We start from the raw sequence: 18,347 nt of genomic DNA, 5'->3' as shown, positions 1-18,347 counted from the left end.
GGAGCCAGCCACCCTCCAAACTCCCTACCTAATATCCACCCGTCGCAGCAAGTTGGCATTCGTCACGACGCTAAGTGAGCTCACCGCCATGGCGATTTCTGCGATAATGGGGTGCATTAGTCCGGCGACGGCTAGGGGAATGGCTACGACGTTATAGAAGAACGCCCAGAACAAATTTTGGCGAATTTTGCGGAAAGTCGCGCGCGATAGTTTAATGGCGCTGACGGCGGCGGTTAGGTTGCCGCGCACGAGCGTCACATCGGAAGCCTCAATGGCGATGTCTGTGCCGGTACCGATAGCAATGCCGACGTCGGCCTGTGTGAGCGCGGGCGCGTCGTTAATGCCGTCGCCGACCATGGCTACCCTAAGCCCTTCGCTTTGCAGGCGCTTGATAGCCTCAACTTTGCCCTCGGGGAGAACTTCGGCAAGGATACTGGTTATGCCGACAGCGCGGCCGATAGCAGCGGCCGTGCGCTTGTTGTCGCCTGTAATCATGACCGGGGTTAGCCCCATTTTCTGCAGTGCCTCTATGGCGGCTGCGGAGTCTTCCTTGACGGTGTCGGCTACGGCTATTACCCCGTTGATTTGACCGTCAATGGCCACCAACATAGCCGTCTTGCCCTCGTCTTCGAGCGCGACTACCGATTCCTCTACGCTGGCTGCGGCAACACCTAGTTCGTGCATCAGTTTGCGGCTGCCCACCGCAACTTTCCGTCCGCCGAGCTCGGCCGTGATGCCGCGCCCTGTGTAAGAGGTAAAACGCTCAATCGGCGAGAGCAGCAATCCGTCGGCGCTACCCCGCTTAGCAATCGCCCGGCCTAGGGGGTGCTCGGAGCCAGATTCGGCACTAGCGGCAGCCTGCAGGAGCTCGCGCTCCGTTCCTACGACGGCGATGACGTCGGTAACCTCTGGTTTGCCTTTAGTAATCGTACCTGTTTTGTCAAATACGACGGTCTTAACTTCCTGCAGAGTCTGAATAGCTTCGCCGCGCTTAATGAGAATGCCATTCTCGGCTCCCATGCCGCTGCCTACCATCAAAGCCGTCGGTGTGGCGAGGCCGAGCGCGCAAGGGCAGGCGATAACCAAGACGGCGACAGTGGCCACCACAGCGAGCGTCACCGGGCTAAGGTGCGGGTTAACCCATGGGATAAAATTCTTGGCCACGTGGAGGATATCGGAGAGTTGCTCCGGGAACATAAGCCAGGCCGCTAAAGTCACAAGGGCGATGCCGATAACCACCGGGACAAAAACGGCTGTAACCTTGTCGGCGAATTCCTGTATAGGGACTTTGGTGCCTTGTGCTTCTTCCACAAGCTTTATAACTTGAGCCAAAAAAGTATCCTTGCCGACGCGCGTAGCCTTGCCGTGCAACAGCCCTTCTTGGTTTACAGTAGCGCCAATTAGCTCGTCACCTAGGGACTTACGCACAGGCAGTGATTCGCCCGTCGCCATGGACTCGTCAACACTGCTTTCGCCCCAGATAATCTGCCCATCGGTAGGCACCTTTTGCCCGGGCCGTACGACGTAGACGTCGCCGACTTGCACCTCCGACAGAGCTACTTCGCGTTCTTGCCCGTCAACAAGCAGGGTTGCGGTCTTGGCCTCTAGCTGCAAGAGGCGACGAATAGCCTGCGACGCTCGGCCTTTAGCCTTAGCCTCGAGGAAGCGCCCGGTCAAGTGAAAGGCCATAATCATAGCGGCGACGCCGGCGTAGTTTTCAATATGCGTAAAGAACGTGGCCACGCCTGTGCCCCACGCGGCAAGCGTGCCCATGGCAATGAGGGTGTCCATGCTAGGCGACAGGTGCTTGGCTGCTTTCCACCCCGAGACAAGGGTGGGCAGACCAACCCAATACATTACCGGTGCGGACAAGGCAAGCATGCCGATGCTGTAGCCGGTCTTGCCTAGCCACATGGCGTCCATGTTGTGGGGGCCCGCGAACATGGCTGGGAGCATCCACAGGACTATGGGGAGGGTGAGTGCCCAAGCTATCCACATGCGGCGAGCTGCCGCACGGCTGTGCTGTAGCGCTTTATCGTCGTCTAGCGGAGTGGTGGCTTCGGCCTTAGCCTCATAGCCAAGCGCCCGTACTTTAGCGATAAGCGCGGTAGCCGTAGTTGCGCTCGGGTCATACTCCACTACCGCTTTTTCGGTGGCGAGGTTGACCGCCGCGCGCAACACCCCGTCCGTTTGCGAGAGGCCTTTTTCCACACGACTTGAACACGCAGCACAAGTCATGCCCTGGATAGTGAGCGTGACGGAGTCGGACTTGACTCGCGCCTCGTACCCGGTACTGGTTACTACTCGTATTAGGTCGTCTGTGCTGGTCGATTCCGAATCATAGCGCACCACAGCTGTTTCGGTGGCGAGGTTGACGTTAGCTTCGCTAACTCCTTGGTGTTTGCTCAAAGCGCGCTCAACTCTACTCGCACAGGCTGCGCAGGTCATGCCCCCGAGAGTGAGGGTGACACGTTTCTGTGTCTTCATAGGGACTCCTCCAAAGCTTGTTTAATATACCCCTCTAGGGTATGCTAACAAAAGCCTAGCATGCCTGCGCCGTCGCGTCAATATGGCTAGCTTAATTCTTGCTGCTTCTTCTGTTGGCGCAGCCGTTCTTGGCGATTAAGTATGCGTTTGCGGAGGCGAATGCTCTTTGGTGTCACTTCTACTAGTTCGTCGTCGGCAATGTACTCAAGCGCATTGTCTAGGCTCATATCGCGCGGCGTTTCTAGGCGAATGGCGTCGTCGGCGCCGCTAGCGCGAATGTTAGTAAGCTGTTTGCGTTTACAGACGTTTACGTCAAGGTCGCTTGGCCGCGCGGATTCGCCGATAACCATGCCCTCGTATACTTGTGTTCCCGGCCCAATAAACAGATGGCCGCGCTCCTCCGCGTTTTGCAGGCCGTAGGCAGTAGCTTCTCCTTCTTCCCAAGCTACGAGCACGCCGCTTAAGCGCCCCGGGATATCGCCGCGGTAGGGGCCATAGCCAAGGAACAATGTGTTCATAACGCCATAGCCGCGTGTTTCGGTTAAGAGCTCAGAGCGAAAGCCAAGTAGGGCACGGGCAGAAATCTCAAATTCTAGGCGTACCGAGCCTGTAGCGGTGTGTTCCATGTTCGTCATAATGCCTTTTCTGGCACCAAGCTTTTCCATAACCGTGCCCATATATTGCAGCGGCACATCAATCGTTAAGTGCTCCATCGGCTCCTCTAGGCCGCCTTCGCCCTGTCGGAGGATAACCTTTGGACGTGATACCGCAAACTCATAACCCTGCCGCCGCATCGTCTCTATGAGGATGGCTAAGTGCAGCTCACCGCGCCCGGAAACATGGAAAACGTCCGGAGTGGGGCCATCTTCTATACGCATGCTTACATTTGTGTATCCTTCACGCAGCAGGCGCTCCCGGAGATGGCGCGAAGTTACGAACTGCCCTTCGCGTCCGGCAAAGGGGCTGTCGTTAATCATAAAGTCCATAGTCACGGTGGGTTCGTCTACCGGCACGAAGGGGAGTGCCTGGGGGGATTCGCTATCGGCAATGGTATCGCCTAGGCTGATATCCGAAATCCCAGCTAAAGCCACGATATCCCCCGCTTCGGCGGACGCGTGTTCAGTCCGTTTGAGCCCGACGTACTGGTAAAGTTTGGCCACCTTAGCCGACAGCACGCCGCCGTCTGCGGAGACTACGGCTACTGTCTGCCCTGCGCTCACTCTGCCGTTGGTTATTCTGCCGATGGCAATCCTGCCCACGTAATCGTCCCAGTCGAGGGTAGTCACCAGCATTTGTAGCGGTGCATCCTTATCCCCTGCCGGTGCGGGAATCTTAGTAAGGATAGTTTCGAATAGCGGAGTAAGGTCTTCACCCTCATCCTCGAGCTTGTACTTCGCGATGCCGGCACGCGCCGCCGCAAATAATACGGGAAAGTCTAGCTGTTCGTCGGTTGCCCCAAGCTCAATAAATAGGTCAAGACATTTATCCAGTACGGCGAGCGGTTGCGCGTCCTGGCGGTCGATTTTGTTTATAACTACTATAGCCTGCAAGTTAAGTGCCAAGGCTTTGCGGAGCACGTATTTGGTTTGTGCCAGCGGGCCTTCTGCGGCATCGACCAACAGCAGTACGCCATCAACGGTGCTGAGCGACCGCTCCACCTCACCGCCGAAATCTGCATGGCCGGGGGTGTCGACGATGTTTATTTTGACGTCGCCGTAGTACACGCCTGTGTTTTTGGCCATAATGGTAATCCCGCGTTCGCGCTCTAAATCTAAAGAGTCCATCACGCGTTCCTGTACATGCTCTTTGGCATGGAAAATGTGACTTTGCTTAAGCATAGCGTCAACAAGTGTAGTCTTGCCGTGGTCGACATGGGCGATGATGGCGATATTGCGTTTCACAGCTCTTATCTGGCTCCTTCAGTTTGTGGTCTAACGACACAGTATAGCCGCATACGCTCGCTGGAGTCAATGAAAAGGCAGCAGTTTGCAGGAGCGACGCTTCCGGTGTGGAACATTCATGTAGCATGTACGACGGTGTAAAAGGGGGGTAGACGTGAGTACAGGCAAGAAGCGCGTGGTTGTCACAGCCACGACAGAGATGCCCGTTAACTTAAGCGTAGTTTCGCGCGAGTTAGGGCCGGAGGTAGAGGTAGAAATTGTGCCGTTAGCGTTTGGCGATATGTCGCTTAGTGCGCGCGAGCGGTGCTGGCAGTCTATCTCCGGCGCGGACGGTCTCCTCGTGCGCACGGGGATAATCCCCTACGAGTTGATTGGCCGCTGCTTGCGCCTCCGCATTATTGCGCTGCATGGCGCGGGGGTAGATCAAGTCGACGTCAAAGCAGCCACCGAGGGCGGCATTTATGTGACCAACACGCCGGGCGCTAACGCCCAATCGGTTGCCGAACTAACGCTTGGCCTGATTGTTTCCTTGCTGCGGGGAATTACCCGAGCCGACTGCTTGGTCAGACAGGGGCGATGGGAGCAAGCGCGCACACTCGGGCGCGAGCTTAAGGGTAAGCGGTTAGGCTTAGTCGGGTACGGCCATATCGGACGGCTCGTGGCTGAAATGGCGGTCGGCTTAGGCATGGAAGTGGTGTGTTGGAGTCGCTCCACCTACAGAAGTGTGCCGGTAGGAGTGAGGCAAGTTTCGCTGGAGAGCTTGTTTGGCACGGCGGATATTGTTAGTCTTCACTTACCACTCGTCCCGGATACCGTGGGGCTCGTCGGAAGAAGGCTTTTGTCGCTCATGAAGAAGGACGCACTCCTGGTCAACACTGCTAGAGGCGCGCTGATTGTGCAGGATGACCTATTGCAGGCACTGCAAGAAGAGTGGTTCGCAGCTGCCGCGCTTGACGTGTTTGAGCAAGAACCTTTGCCGACGAACAGCCCGTTTTTGCAGCTGCCTAACGTAATCTTTACGCCGCATATGGGCGGCTCCACCGCGGAGTGTTTGGCGAGGGTGGCGGGCATGGCGGCACGCGATATAAAGCTGGCCATGGCAGGTGAGGAGCCTGAGTTTGCCGTTAATTCGCCGTGGCGAAGCAGTTGATGTAAACCGTAGCTGAAAAATAGGTTGACAATCTGCCCTGTGTCCGCTATTATACGCGGCAGGGAGGTGCTTGACGTGAAGTTTAGCGCGCAAGACATTACAAGAGTAGGCATTTTCGCGGCACTCCATGTTGCCGCCACACTAGTCCTGCGGTTTGGCGGCGAGGCCATGGTGCCGTTTTCTCTGGTGCCGTTTATGGCCTTTTTGGCCGCCTTCGCCTTAGGGGGAAGGCTCGGAGCCATGAGCTTAGCCGTATACATGGCGCTTGGGCTGCTCGGTGTCCCTGTATTTGCCCGTCCGCCATACGGAGGGTTGGTGTATGTACTGCAGCCGACGTTTGGATTTATCATTGGGTTTATTGTCGCTGCCTACGTCGCCGGGCTGTTTAACATTGACACGCCGCGTGGCGGAGCTTTGGCGATTGTCTTAGGCCTTGTGGCACTCTATGCCGTGGGGCTGCCTTATCTCTTTGCGATTGTGCGGTTCTACCTCGGTAGGCCGGTAGACTTCTGGTGGGCCATTCGTGTGGCTGCGGCTCCGTTTATTGGGCTCGACTTAGTCAAAGCAGCGCTAGCGCTCTTTATCGGCCGTCAACTAAAGAAAGGACTTCACCGCGCGTGAAGTCCTCTTAGTTTGGTCACCTTAGTATTCGCCGAACATGCGCTGAATTTCGGCTGCGTCGCGTGTTATAGTTAGCGCTAGCATCAGCAGGATGCGCGCCTTTTGGGGCGAGAGGTTGTCGCAGGCAATAAAGTCATCTAAGGATGCGGGGAGGATGCGCCCGCCGCCTGTGCGACTAGAGCGCACGATAATAGTGCCTCTCTCCATAGCCGTTTGCAAGGAGCGGTCGGCTGAAGGAGAAATGTGTCCTGCTCCCGTCCCCGCCAGTACGATGCCTTGCGCCCCGGCCTTAAGTACGGCTTTCACCAATACGTCGTCTGCGCCAACATACCCCAGCACAATGTCCACGCGGGGGAGTTTAGCTAGTCCACCCACGCGAAAAACTGCGTCTAGTGTGTGTTTGCGCAGCGGTCGGCGGTAGATTCCTACTTGGCCGTTGTCGATGCTACCTAGTGCGCCAAAGTCGGGCGAGCGAAAGGCGTCTAGTCTAGTTGTGCTGGTTTTGGTGACGTCACGGGCAGAAAATATCTCGTCGTTCATCACTACTAACACGCCTAAGCCTTTGGAACCGTTAGCCGCCGCTACTCTAATTGCGTTCACGAGATTCATCGGGCCGTCGGGACTGAGTGCCGTGGCCGGCCGCATAGCACCTACGAGAACAACGGGCTTCTTACTCTGAACTACAAGGTGGAGAAAGAAGGCGGTTTCTTCCATGGTGTCGGTGCCGTGGGTAATGACTATGCCGTCAATATCGTTTTCGCTTAACAGGGCATTGACTCGCTGCGCTAGTTTTAGCCAATCGGTAGGGGTTAGCGCCGAGCTTGGAAGATTGACGAACTGCTCGCCCGACACGCGAACCGAAGAGGTAATGTCGGGTAAGTCATCTAACATTTCATCGACAGTAAACTGGCCGGCTCGATAGCCCATGGTTTGCAGCGGTGAGTCGCCTCGGCCGGCGATTGTCCCGCCTGTAGCTAGAACCATAATATGCGGAATCATGCTTAGCCCCCATTTTGTTTATCTAATAGTTACATCGCCTGCGGTGAGAACTTTCTCCTGGCCGTCATCTAAGCGCACGACTAACGCTCCTTCGGCGGTTATATCGCGTGCCAGCCCGGTATAACTCTCGGACACACCGTGCACAGTCACCTGGCGTCCAAGCGTGGCGCTAAACTCCCGCCATTTCGCGAGACATGCGGCAAGGTGCCCGGCTCTAAATAAGTCTATGTTGGTCTCTAGCGCGGCTAGAATCGTTGCCAGCACTTTTGCCCGACTCTGCCGTACGCCTTCGGCCGCGAGTGATGTGCTTGCGTACTCGGCGCCCGTGGGATGTTCCCAGACATTTACACCAATCCCTAGGATGACATAGCTCGTGTAGTCGAGCTCGCCACTAAGTTCCGCGAGGATGCCGCACACTTTTTTGCCGGCGATGTGCACGTCGTTTGGCCACTTGAGCGTCGCGGTTACACCTAGTTCTCGCAGGGCTTCCGCTACCGCTACCCCGGCTAGGAGTGTAAGCCCGGCGAGTTCACCGGGTGGCATTTGTGGGCGCAAAAGGACAGAAAACAAGAGCGCGGTTCCACGCGCAGCGGTCCAGGTGCGGCCGCGTCTGCCCCGGCCTGCATGCTGTTCGTCCGCGGTGATTACGAGTCCTGCCGGTGCGCCCGCTTCCGCCCTTGCCCGCAGCTCAGCATTTGTGGAGCCGCACTCCGGCAAGTAGATTATGGTCTTGCCTAACGCGACCGGGGCAAAGTATTGGTGCACCAGCACGGCATGGGGGTGGTCGGGGATATGCGTCAGCGTGTAGCCGGTACCGGTACGGGAGTCAATCTCGTAGCCAAGTGCGCGGAGCGCCGTGACGTGCTTCCACACCGCGGCGCGAGAAACACCGAGCTGCCGGGCTATAGCTTCACCCGAGCGCGCTCGGCCCGACATAAGTTCCGACAATACCTGTGTAGTTGCATCTCGCACTCCGTCAATTGCCCCCTTTGGCGGCTCCTGCTAACTGCCGTGCCGCTGCCGCTACTTCTGTGAGTAACCCGTGTTGCTCGCGCGCCGGGACGGCATCCGTATTAGTAGCCGCGAAGACGTGTTTTAGCGGCGCACCGATGCACGTTAAGAATATACGCACCTGCGCGGCGGTAGTACTTACGCCGGTGCCTGGGCCGTCAGGCGCACCGGCCGTGAGTAACAGCACTCCCACGCGAGAGGTTTTGCGTCTGTTTGGATGAGTCCAGAAAGGCTGGCAACGGTCGACAACCGCCTTAAGCTGCGCCGTGACGCCGTAGAAGTATATGGGCGACGCGATGACTACTACGTCGTCCTCGGCTAGGTGGGTGTATAGCTGACGCATGTCGTCGTCCCGCACGCATAAGCCGCTGTTTTGGCAGGCATAGCATGACCAACAGGGGAGTATATGTTGATAGCAGACATCGACGCGCTTGACCGCATGAGCAGTGCAGAAGGGGGACAAAAACGACTCAAGCAGTAGGGCGGTGTGTCCGTCTCGCCGCGGGCTGCCTTGTAGTGCAATGACGCGCATGCTAAAACGCCCCCATTCACAGTCAATGTAGCACTTCTCTTGCGGTGAGGCAAGCATTTGCTTGAGCCGATGCGCGCGAGATGGTATATTTGGCCTAAAGGAAGGAGGTGGCACGAGTGAGGTGGGTGTGCGTAGTATGCAACTATGTCTATGATCCCAACGAAGGAGACCCCGAGAGCGGCATTGCTCCGGGGACAGCCTTCGAAGACATTCATGACGATTGGGTATGTCCGCTATGCGGCGTGGGCAAAGACCAATTTGAACCGGAAGAATAGGTTTATCTAATCGTAAGCCCAACGCGACGGAAAGCCGCCCGCACCTCGACTTCTACGATTAGTGCCGGAAAAGCCGCGTTCCAGTCGAGTGTGGCCATATAGTCCGGCTGGAGGCGGCGCATCTGTTCTCCGAGCCCCAAAATGTCCGCGTTAAACTCTTGCTGGAGCCTCTCTAGGGCGCTGTGAATCTCGTCGGCCACTACTTCTGCTAGGTCGGCCTCGATTTGTTTGAGCAGGGCATGGGTGATGGTTTGCTCGGGGTGTGGCCACGCCGTAAGGTTGCCGTCTTGGCTGACCCGCGCGTGCAGGCGGTAGCCGCCGTTGTCCTTGCGCGCACTAAATCTGACGGACGAGTAGTTGGCGAGCTGGACTAGCGGGCCTTCCTCCCTCAGGACTGTTACTACCGCCATGCGCAGGTTCTCGGCTAACCATGCCACGCCGCGGCTTTCCCGTTCGTCTAGAAACCCTACCAGTTTGTCGTCGCGAAACACCGCCGTGCCCTTTAGCTCGATAGCTGTGGCCGGCGGTTTTTCTTCTGCTTTGGCCGCCGGGTCGGCTTCAGCATCTGCGGGGGGCGGCGCAGGCTGCAGCGCTGGCAGTTTAATTTGCAGGCGCGGGCGGTTAGCATAGGCAATGCGGACGCTCAGAAAGTCGGCGGGTGGAACAATGCCGGTTGCCTCTCCCTGCCGTAACAGGTTAAACAGGTATTCCGCCGGCATGGCCTCTATGCGCGGCTCGACCTCCAAGACCTCTTTCGCTTCCCCGAAGGACACAGCGAGGCGCACGCGGTCGCGCAGTTCGCGGTCACGTGCGAGATAGTCCAAGAGCTCGCCGATACCGTGCCGCGCATACTCCTCACCGATTACGACGGCCAGAGTGTGTCCGGTAAAGGGCACTTTGCCGAGCACAGCGGGAAGGCGAAGCATGGCCTCGGCAATGCTTGGCGCAGCGACACTAGTTACCCACACCGGACTTTGCGCCCCTCCTTGCGCTCCCGGGCCCTCCCCACCCGGGGCGGGAAGAGCCAGCTGATAAGTGATGCGCACTCCTTCCGGGTCGGTGTCTACACCCATAGCCATCACAAAGGCCAGGTCTTCGATTTCTCGCGCGCTCCAGCAGCCTGTGAGAAAGACAGCGATGCAGGCGAAGAGAATAATAAGCGCAGGTGCTTTGAGCATTCGACTTTCTCTGTTGTTTTCACTCATGCGACTTTGCCCCACTTTTACCGCGCAAGAGGGCCCCGGCCAAAAGCACTCCGACTATGCCTATTTGGTAAAAATAGGCGTGTTCGTTGAACATGCTTTCCCATAGGTAGCTTTGTGGGACGCTGTCTGCCTGGAATGACAAGTAGAACGAGGCCGCGGCTAAGGGTGGGATGAACCAGTGATAGCTTCTAGCGCCCGTCACCAAAGAGAGGCCCAAGGCGGCGGCATAAAACAAAATGCTGACCTTGACAAACGTCCCGATAATCCAGACGCCTAAGTAGAGGGCCTCGATGCGTTCGAGGAATAGCCCAAAGGACACATTGCGCGCCAGTTCCAAAACAGGGTATTTCAGCGTCTCAGCCAAGGCTGGGCTATAGCCTGCGACGACCGCTACTTGCAGTGCACCGATTAACAATGTTCCCGCAAATACGGCCCACACGGAGTACTTAAGTACGGCCGATTGCTCTTCCACGAAATTAAAGAACATCAGCACAACCAGCCCATTGACTAGCAAACTCCCGCTAACAACCGAGGCTCGCGCCAGAGCAAAAGGCTCCGCGTCGAAGAGTGGCAACAGCCAACCTGGGTCAATGCGCCAGAGACCGGCTCCGGCCACGACAATCCAGGCTAAGAACCCAAGGGGGTAGAGGCCTTCGTTAAAGCGCGCTAGTGCCTGTATCCCGAGCCAAGCTCCGCCGCACACCAAAATGAGCATGGTTGTGATGGTCACGCTGATAGGCGTGTCCGGCAAGATGGCCGTAATTAAGAAGTCGCCTAGCGAGCGCAGCACAAGCGTGCTGGAGATAATGTTAAAGGCGACCAGCGACAGACCAAGCAGCGAGCCAAGCCACTTGCCAAATATTGACCTAGCGTACTCAAAAGGAGTAAGGCGCGGAAAACGTCGCCCTAGCGTTGTCGCCAGATACACAACCAAGGCGCTGAGCAAGCCTCCTCCAAGTACTGCCATATAGCCCTGCGCCCCGGCCAGTGAGGTAATTAAGTTTACTGCGCCCAAGAACACGGTGCCGGTGATGCCGCTTAGCTTAAGCAGCATGAGCTGCCGCGCGGTGATCGAGTCCTTTTGTTTAGGCATCGCCGTCGTCCTCTCCTCCCGGCGGGTGCTGCACATAAGCCGGCCTGCCGATGCGTCGCTTCTGCCGCGGCTCAAACATCCCGGGTCTTAAGAGTTGTGCCCACAAAGGTGCGCGGATGAGGGTGTCTTTTAGCCCTTGATTATCCGACGGCGCTAGGGGGGACAAGTAGGGGACGCCAAACGACTTGAGACTGACCAGATGTAGTACCACCGCAATTACGCCCGCGAGCACCCCATAGAGACCGAGGGTGCCGGCCAAGAGAATGAGCGGGAAGCGCAGCAGGCGCAGCGATAGCCCCACATTAAAGGCTGGCACCGCAAACGAGCCGATGGCAGTGAGCGCGACAACGACCACCATGACCGGACTCACCAACCCCGCCGTTACGGCTGCCTGCCCAATGATAATGCCCCCCACAATGCCAATCGTCGTACCTACCGTGCCGGGTACGCGAATGCCGCCTTCGCGCAGCAACTCAAACGTAACCTCCATCATCAGCGCTTCAACCACCGCCGGAAACGGCACGCCCGCGCGCGCCCCGGCGATGGTAAGCGCCAATTGGCTGGGAATCATCTCTTGGTGAAAGGTGGTTACCGCGACGTATAGTGCCGGCAGCAAAACAGCCATGATGATACTCATGGCTCGCACGAATCTCACGCCGGTCATCACCAGCCACCGTTCATAGTGGTCTTCTGATGTGGGCAGGAAGTTACTGAGCACCGACGGGACTAAGATGGCAAAAGGAGTGCCGTCCACGATTAACGCCACGCGGCCTTCCATAATCGCTGCGGCCACGCGGTCGGGTCGCTCTGTAAACTGCACTTGCGGGAAAGGGGAGTAGGGGCTGTCCTCGATATACTGCTCTATGTATCCGGAGTCTAGTATGCCGTCCACGTCAATATAGGAAAGGCGCTTGTATAGTTCGGTGAGTATTGCCGGTGATGCTAGGCCGCTGTCATAGAGGATGGCTAGGTTAGTCTGACTACGGCGCCCGATGCAGGCAAACTTAACCCGCAGGGAAGGCGTCTTCATGCGCTGGCGCACTAGGGCGATATTGCTCTTAAAGAGCTCATTAAAACCATCGCGTGGCCCGCGCACGCCGCGCTCAGTAACAGCCTCCATGATTGGCCTATGCTCCCACGTCCTCGCCCCAATCACCAGCGCCGTGTCCGTTCTGTCTAAGAGAAGCACGGTATCGGCAGAAAGTACGGCGAGCACGCATTCGCCCACCGTGCCGACATCTTTTACTTCCATTACGGTCAGCAAATGGCTTTTGAGCGCAGCGAAACCTCTTAACCCCGACTCACATTCCGCCTGCGCGGTGTGGTGAGCAAAGATCATCAGCGGGCTCAGTAGGTCGCGCTGCAGCTGATCCTTGTTTGTCAGGCCGTCAATAAAGACGACCGCAGCCCGAAGTGCACTAGCATTGCCTAAGCGAAAGTCCCTAAATACTACGTCATCGCTGCCTCCGAGGTGAAGCTTGAGCAGGTGGAGGTTTTCGTCGAGCGACAAGGCTAACGGCTCATCCTTCTCGTCCTCCACAGGGCGAGGCGGAGGGACTTTCAGGTCTAATTCTTTGGCCTTACCCGAGTTTTCTCGGCTACGTTCGCGCCTTAGCCGGGCTACAGACAGGGGTTTGCGCAGTCGGCGTTTCGTCATGTGTTCGCCTCCGGTTGCATGCGTCTCCCCATATTGTTCCCAGCTGTGCGAAGTTCATATGCCGAGCGTATGACCTGTGTCTGCAAGTAGCTCGGCGTGGTCGTTGCAGGAGTCGCAGTTGGGCACTTCCTCAAGTGACTGCACGTGGTGACAGGGGTTCACGTGTACCAACACATTGGCGACAGACGGCACCTGTGCGAGGATATTGCGCTTAGCGAGACTCGCGATGTGGTGACCCTGCTCAACTGTTAAGAAGCGGTTGACGCACAGCTTTAAGTCGACAAGCGCGAGGGAGCCTGCTAAGCGCGCCTTAACCTCGGTTACAGAGATGACACCTGCTGTACTCAGTGCCACTTGCTTAATCTGTGCCAAGATGTCTTCACTCGGCGCTTCATCAATGAGCTCGCGCACCGACTGAATGTAGAGCCGCACTCCCATCAGGGCTATGAGGGCGGCCACCAATAGACCCGCTAACGGATCAAGGATGGGATAGCCGAGGTAGGCCCCCACAACTCCGACCAGCACGGCAAAGGAGGCACCGGCGTCTCCGCGGTGATTAAGCGCTTCCGCCTGCAAAGCCGTGCTCTCGAGGCGACGACTCGCGTTTAAAACGTAACGGTAGAGGCGGTCTTTAACTACCATAGAGGCAATGGTAACCCATATGGCCAGCCGTCCGGGCGACTCGGCTTGGCCAAGGCGTAAGACGTTTGCGGCACTTAGGCCAAGGCCAAAAGCCGTGCCCAGCAAAACCAAGGCTACGACCTTAGCCGCGACTGATTCCAGCTTAGCGTGTCCGTAGTGGTGGGTTTTGTCAGGCGGCGAGCCGCCGATTCGGAGCCCGACCAGGACTACGGCGGTGCCGAATATGTCCGACGCCGAGTGCGCGGCGTCCGCCAAGACTGCGGTGCTGCCCGTGAGAAGGCCGACGATAGCTTTCGCGAATGTCAACGCGATGTTAGTGGCCATGCTTACGGTGGCTACCGCCCGTGCCGCGTTATTTTGCGCAACCTGCTTCACTTATCCACGCTCCTTACACTGCAACATAATACCATACCCTTGCTAATCTGTTGGGGAGACAGTACCATATACTTGTGTTGTGCCGCGTCACATGCCTCGTCTCTGTGGACTTTGTGCCTCTGTGTGCACACTTATAGGAGTGATGATAATGGATCCGGTGGCGTTTCAGGTGTTTGGGCTAGCCATCCGCTGGTATGGGCTGCTGATTACCCTCGGCATGGTACTGGGAATCTTGCTGGCACTGCGTGAAGTCCGGCGTCAAGGGGAAAACACCGATTGGTTCCTCGATATGGTGTTGTTCGCGGTACCGGCAGGGCTCATCGGCTCGCGCTTATTCTTTGTTATGTTTAACTGGTCGTACTACGCGGCGAATCCTCTAAGCATCATTAACATCCGTGAAGGCGGGTTAGCTATTCATGGCGGCATATTTGGCGGCCTGTTGGCTGGGGTGCTTTATACGCGCTATCGCCGCGTGAATTTTTGGCAGTGGGCAGATATCGCGGCACCTAGCCTGATTTTAGCGCAAGCTATCGGGCGTTGGGGCAATTACTTTAACGAAGAGGCGTATGGATATCCTACTACTGGGCCGTGGGCGATGTTTATCGCCGGTGAGTACCGTCACCCCACTTTTCTCTATGAATCGCTGTGGAATCTTGGCGTGTTTGCGCTCCTCTTGTGGATGCTAAAACGTAAGAAGTTTCATGGGCAAGTCGCCGCCCTCTACGCTATTGGGTATTCGGTTGGCCGTTTTTGGATAGAGGCGTTGCGAGTCGATAGCTTAATGGTCGGGCCGCTGCGGGCCGCCCAAATAGTAAGTCTGGTACTAATAGCCGCGGGGGGAGCTTTCTACTACTTTGAGTCGCGGCGTTTGTCGGCGAGCCCCCTTAAGACTAAAGAGCAGGAGGAAGAAGTGTGAGGAAAGTCCTAAGCTTAGCGGTAGCCTTAGCGATACTCCTAACTCCCCTTAGCGCGAGCTCTGTCGCTGCGCCGTGGGGGGTTTACCGCGGCTACCCTGTAGTGCGCGTGCTAGTCGACAATCAGGAAGTGCGGACAGATGTGCCTGCTCACGTTGCCGACGGGCGAACCCTCGTGCCCCTGCGCTTTGTGGCGGAGGCACTTGGCGCAGCAGTCACTTGGGATGAACAGACCTTTCAGGTAACCGTCTCCGCTGTGCCGCGCACGGCTTTGCCGGACCCGGCGCTACAGGCCGAAGTGGCACGTTTGAGGGCGGATCTAGAACAGCTCGGGCGGGAGCTAGCCGCATTGCGAGATTCCATAATTTCTCCCGCTGCAGTTGTTACTGCTGTGCAACAAAGCGTAGTAGGTATTATTGCTACGCAAGTGTTTCCCGGAGGAAGGCAGGTCATAGGGCAAGGCACAGGCGTGGTGGTGTCTTCAGATGGCAGGATTCTGACGAACACGCATGTAGTAAAAGCACGTGGCGCTACTACTACCAATATGTTGGTAATACTCCATGATGGGCGAGCGCTGCGGGCGGAGCTAGTGAACCACGATTATCTGTCGGACGTAGCCGTGGTTAGAGTAACGGATGCTGTTTCTCTCGTGGCCGCAACCCTTGGCGATTCGGATAGGGTCATTGTTGGTCAGCCGGTAATTGCCATCGGCAATCCACTTTCGCTTGGCCTCCGCAATACGGTTACGGTGGGCGTAATTAGCGGCTTGAACAGAGCAGACCAGAGTGCTTACCCGCTCTTGCAGACGGATGCCGCTATAAATCGGGGTAACAGCGGCGGCCCGCTAGTCGACTTCAGCGGACAGGTGATAGGCATTACCTCGTCTAAGGTCGTGGCAGAGGGGGTAGAAGGGCTAGGTTTCGCACTCCCCATGAATTTAGTGCGGAGCATCCTAGCTCGTTTCACCGACCGCGGCATTGTGCGCCCGTTCTTGGGCGTAGTGGTAGAGGAATCGCCCTTTGCCGGGCTTAACGTTCCTAACGCTCGCGGCCTGTCGGTGGTTGAACTGGCGCCGCGCTCTCCCGCGGTTCTAGCCGGCCTACAGGTAGGCGATGTCCTGCGCACACTTAACGACCGACCGATTCGCAGCCTCTTAGAGCTTAGAACGGAGCTCGAGCAGCATTCGCCGGGACAAAGAATTACTCTGGGAATACGGCGAGGTCAAACCGACATGTCGCTCAGCGTCACCTTAGGCTCGCTTGCTACCGAAGACACGCCACCCTTTAGGCATGGTGCTATCTACTCCTGGGAGGCGGAGTTCTAGGCGGTAGCCCTCGCATGCACCACTCACGCGTCCCCTTCATATGATGCAGCATGGCAGCGAAGGTTCTATCGCGTCATGCACTATCGCCCAGAGGCGGGTGAATGAAGGGGGGGACGATTATGTGGAATCGCCAAGAGACCGGGGGACTCAGAGACATTATCGCACGCACGACCTGCGCTAAGGGGCAAAAACGGTTTAAGCAGACTTTCACTCTGCAAGCTACGCACCTGCCGGATGGTATCCTCGGTTATCGCGTGATGAATCACAGCTTTGTGGCGTCGCCGGAGCGGCATTCCGTCGAGGTAACCGGGCAGTACGACTTACACGTATGGTATGCCTATAACGGCGGCAGTGAGACGGTGGTGGAGAGAAAGACGGTGTGCTACTCCGAGCACCTGCCGGTTATCGACCTTGAGGGCGTGCGCCTAGGTGTGAACGAGTGTGTCCAAGCGACGGTAGTCAAAGAGCCTCGCATCGCAAGTATTCATCTCAGGCATGTGACGGTGGAGGCAACGGTAGCGGTGGAATTCTATGCGGAGGTTGTCGGTGAAGCTAGGCTGTGGGTTAGGGTATACGAGCCACCCTCTGCGGTTGACGAGAAGAAGGACCTAGACTTTGTCGACGATGAGGAGTTTCTCGAATTCGAAGAAGACGACGAGCTAATCGAGGAAGAACTTTAGTTCACTAGGCAGCCTCTGCGAAGGACTGCGCCGATTACTTATCAATGCCGCCGCAAGGCGGCATTTTGTGTACCCAAAAACTACGCACTACATATGCTGAGAGTGAGCTTAGCGGAGAGGGGGGAAGTACATGGCAACGAGGGTTGTGCTCGCGGTTCGCCCCGAGGAGGATGCAGGCCGGGAAGTAGTATTGCCTCTGCCGTTAACTTCGCAGCTAAAGCCTGACTCGACCGTAACATTGCGTGCCGGGCAGTCTGTGGCGTCGGTGTCAGTAAAGGCAAGTACGGAAGTGTGTCGCCCGCGACGGGTGTTGCTGAGTCGAGACTTGCTGCAGGAACTTAGGCTCACCGAGGGCGATACGTTAGCGATGTGGCGTGACACACGTCAAGGTGTGGTCAGGTTTGGCCCGGTACTTGGGGTGCTTGGGAAACGCTCACGCGGTGGGCTGTTTGGCCCGTCGACAGGGATAATTCGCTGGTGTGTGCGCCAAGCGCGCAGGAAAGGTATGTTGGCGTATGCCTTTGCCCCGGAAGACATCAACTGGCAGGAGCGCGCCGTGCGAGGGTGGGTATGGACGGGTAACGTGCTCAGGCGGGTCAAGTGCCCCTTGCCTGATGTCGTCTACGACCGCGTTTCAAGCCGCACTGCAGAGAATGCTCCGTCCTTTGTGCGAGCCAAAGAGCGCTTGCTAGCCTGCCCGGTAAAATATTATAATCGCTCATTTTTTAACAAGTGGGATGTTCATCGCATTCTAGAGAAGCATGCCTCGACCAAGGGCTACCTCCCACAAACGGAGGAGCTCTCTAGTGTCAATGTACTGGAGAAATGTCTTAAGCGTTACGGCGTGGTCTACGTCAAGCCCGCGCACGGCAGTCACGGCGCGGGCATCTTTCGAGTTGCGCGGGCAGGCACAGGCTACAACTACCGCTTCACGCGCCTCAATCTCCCCGACAAGCGAGGACGCACCAAAGGGGTCGCGCCCGTGCTCGCCTTCGCGTCACGCCTGATGCAGAACGGGCAGTATGTCGTGCAGCGGGGACTGCGCCTAGCCCGCATCGGCGGGGCGACGTTTGATGTGCGCGTCCTGCTACAGAAGACTATCCGCAACAAGTGGGTAATCCAAAGCATGGTAGCGCGCGTCGCGGAACCCGGCAACGTAGTCTCTAACGTAGCGGACGGAGGGCACATCCTGCATCCTAGGCGCGCGATAGCGTTGGCCTTTGGGGGGAGAGTGAACTCACGCGCTATTATGCAGCGGCTAAAGCGCATAGCTAAAGCCACCGCGGAAGTCATTGAAAGCGAGGTGGGGTTTGAGCTAGCCGAGATGGGCGTTGACTTAGGGATAGATGCGGCAGCTAGGATATGGGTAATCGAGGCTAACTCACGCCCCGGCCGAGAGACGGGTGAGGGCCGCCCGCAGCGGATTTCGCGCTCGGTACAACGTTTGGTAAGCTTCCTGCGCAGCCGTGGGCTGCAGTAAG

General features: G+C 57.3%; 16 protein-coding genes. 7 read left to right on the top strand and 9 right to left on the bottom strand.

The window, feature by feature from the left end:
• Positions 1-24: 24 nt before the first annotated feature.
• Both KGZ66_03650 and typA read right to left on the bottom strand, forming a co-directional pair.
• Positions 25-2,487 (bottom strand): copper-translocating P-type ATPase, encoded by a 2,463-nt coding sequence (locus KGZ66_03650; GenBank protein MBS3984687.1) that lies wholly within the window; start codon positions 2,485-2,487, stop codon positions 25-27.
• 86 nt (positions 2,488-2,573) lie between these two features.
• Positions 2,574-4,397, bottom strand: a complete 1,824-nt coding sequence (gene typA, locus KGZ66_03645) for a translational GTPase TypA (GenBank protein MBS3984686.1) — start codon at positions 4,395-4,397, stop codon at positions 2,574-2,576.
• A gap of 145 nt (positions 4,398-4,542) precedes the next feature.
• Here typA and KGZ66_03640 point away from each other — a divergent pair, with 145 nt between their 5' ends.
• Both KGZ66_03640 and KGZ66_03635 read left to right on the top strand, forming a co-directional pair.
• A complete protein-coding gene (locus KGZ66_03640; protein MBS3984685.1) occupies positions 4,543-5,538 on the top strand; it encodes a hydroxyacid dehydrogenase in 996 nt (331 codons plus the stop codon).
• 75 nt (positions 5,539-5,613) lie between these two features.
• Positions 5,614-6,159, top strand: a complete 546-nt coding sequence (locus KGZ66_03635) for a biotin transporter BioY (GenBank protein ID MBS3984684.1) — start codon at positions 5,614-5,616, stop codon at positions 6,157-6,159.
• A 21-nt stretch (positions 6,160-6,180) separates the two neighbouring features.
• Here KGZ66_03635 and KGZ66_03630 read toward each other — a convergent pair whose 3' ends face one another.
• The 3 genes from KGZ66_03630 to KGZ66_03620 are packed head-to-tail and all read right to left on the bottom strand — an operon-like array spanning position 6,181 to position 8,701.
• Positions 6,181-7,158 (bottom strand): asparaginase, encoded by a 978-nt coding sequence (locus KGZ66_03630; protein MBS3984683.1) that lies wholly within the window; start codon positions 7,156-7,158, stop codon positions 6,181-6,183.
• A gap of 18 nt (positions 7,159-7,176) precedes the next feature.
• The gene (locus KGZ66_03625) at positions 7,177-8,130 is read right to left on the bottom strand and encodes a biotin--[acetyl-CoA-carboxylase] ligase (GenBank protein ID MBS3984682.1); all 954 of its coding nucleotides are present in this window, start codon (positions 8,128-8,130) and stop codon (positions 7,177-7,179) included.
• A gap of 4 nt (positions 8,131-8,134) precedes the next feature.
• Positions 8,135-8,701, bottom strand: a complete 567-nt coding sequence (locus KGZ66_03620) for a flavodoxin family protein (protein ID MBS3984681.1) — start codon at positions 8,699-8,701, stop codon at positions 8,135-8,137.
• A gap of 116 nt (positions 8,702-8,817) precedes the next feature.
• Here KGZ66_03620 and KGZ66_03615 point away from each other — a divergent pair, with 116 nt between their 5' ends.
• A complete protein-coding gene (locus KGZ66_03615; protein ID MBS3984680.1) occupies positions 8,818-8,976 on the top strand; it encodes a rubredoxin in 159 nt (52 codons plus the stop codon).
• Positions 8,977-8,978: 2 nt separating this feature from the next.
• On the opposite strand, the gene KGZ66_03610 is transcribed toward KGZ66_03615, so the two are convergent.
• From KGZ66_03610 to KGZ66_03595, 4 genes are read right to left on the bottom strand one after another with little or no spacing between them, the layout of a single operon-like run.
• The gene (locus tag KGZ66_03610; protein ID MBS3984679.1) at positions 8,979-10,154 is read right to left on the bottom strand and encodes a Ger(x)C family spore germination protein; all 1,176 of its coding nucleotides are present in this window, start codon (positions 10,152-10,154) and stop codon (positions 8,979-8,981) included.
• 19 nt (positions 10,155-10,173) lie between these two features.
• Complete coding sequence (locus tag KGZ66_03605; GenBank protein MBS3984678.1) at positions 10,174-11,274, bottom strand: endospore germination permease; 1,101 nt, start codon at positions 11,272-11,274, stop codon at positions 10,174-10,176.
• A complete protein-coding gene (locus tag KGZ66_03600; GenBank protein MBS3984677.1) occupies positions 11,267-12,931 on the bottom strand; it encodes a spore germination protein in 1,665 nt (554 codons plus the stop codon). Before KGZ66_03600 ends, KGZ66_03605 begins: the two co-directional genes overlap by 8 nt.
• A gap of 54 nt (positions 12,932-12,985) precedes the next feature.
• A complete protein-coding gene (locus KGZ66_03595) occupies positions 12,986-13,948 on the bottom strand; it encodes a cation transporter (protein MBS3984676.1) in 963 nt (320 codons plus the stop codon).
• A gap of 148 nt (positions 13,949-14,096) precedes the next feature.
• Between KGZ66_03595 and KGZ66_03590 the strand changes: the two genes are divergently transcribed.
• The 4 genes from KGZ66_03590 (at position 14,097) to KGZ66_03575 (ending at position 18,346) form a co-directional block, all read left to right on the top strand.
• A complete protein-coding gene (locus tag KGZ66_03590; protein ID MBS3984675.1) occupies positions 14,097-14,864 on the top strand; it encodes a prolipoprotein diacylglyceryl transferase in 768 nt (255 codons plus the stop codon).
• The gene (locus KGZ66_03585) at positions 14,861-16,186 is read left to right on the top strand and encodes a trypsin-like peptidase domain-containing protein (GenBank protein ID MBS3984674.1); all 1,326 of its coding nucleotides are present in this window, start codon (positions 14,861-14,863) and stop codon (positions 16,184-16,186) included. Before KGZ66_03590 ends, KGZ66_03585 begins: the two co-directional genes overlap by 4 nt.
• 119 nt (positions 16,187-16,305) lie before the next feature.
• Entirely contained in the window at positions 16,306-16,866 is a 561-nt protein-coding gene (cotE, locus tag KGZ66_03580; GenBank protein MBS3984673.1) for an outer spore coat protein CotE, read from the top strand.
• A gap of 130 nt (positions 16,867-16,996) precedes the next feature.
• A complete protein-coding gene (locus KGZ66_03575; protein ID MBS3984672.1) occupies positions 16,997-18,346 on the top strand; it encodes a YheC/YheD family protein in 1,350 nt (449 codons plus the stop codon).
• Position 18,347: the final 1 nt, after the last annotated feature.

The organism is Selenomonadales bacterium (assembly GCA_018335585.1).
GTDB lineage: Bacteria > Bacillota > UBA994 > UBA994 > UBA994 > UBA994.
This window is presented reverse-complemented; position numbering and strand designations above follow the sequence as displayed.

Excerpts from the sequence above, each read along its gene's own strand:
- KGZ66_03630 (MBS3984683.1), bottom strand. The coding sequence starts at position 7,158 with ATGATTCCGCATATTATGGTTCTAGCTACAGGCGGGACAATCGCCGGC.
- KGZ66_03575 (MBS3984672.1), top strand. The coding sequence starts at position 16,997 with ATGGCAACGAGGGTTGTGCTCGCGGTTCGCCCCGAGGAGGATGCAGGC.
- KGZ66_03605 (MBS3984678.1), bottom strand. The coding sequence starts at position 11,274 with ATGCCTAAACAAAAGGACTCGATCACCGCGCGGCAGCTCATGCTGCTT.
- KGZ66_03650 (MBS3984687.1), bottom strand. The coding sequence starts at position 2,487 with ATGAAGACACAGAAACGTGTCACCCTCACTCTCGGGGGCATGACCTGC.
- cotE (MBS3984673.1), top strand. The coding sequence starts at position 16,306 with ATGTGGAATCGCCAAGAGACCGGGGGACTCAGAGACATTATCGCACGC.
- KGZ66_03600 (MBS3984677.1), bottom strand. The coding sequence starts at position 12,931 with ATGACGAAACGCCGACTGCGCAAACCCCTGTCTGTAGCCCGGCTAAGG.
- KGZ66_03620 (MBS3984681.1), bottom strand. The coding sequence starts at position 8,701 with ATGCGCGTCATTGCACTACAAGGCAGCCCGCGGCGAGACGGACACACC.
- KGZ66_03590 (MBS3984675.1), top strand. The coding sequence starts at position 14,097 with ATGGATCCGGTGGCGTTTCAGGTGTTTGGGCTAGCCATCCGCTGGTAT.
- KGZ66_03610 (MBS3984679.1), bottom strand. The coding sequence starts at position 10,154 with ATGCTCAAAGCACCTGCGCTTATTATTCTCTTCGCCTGCATCGCTGTC.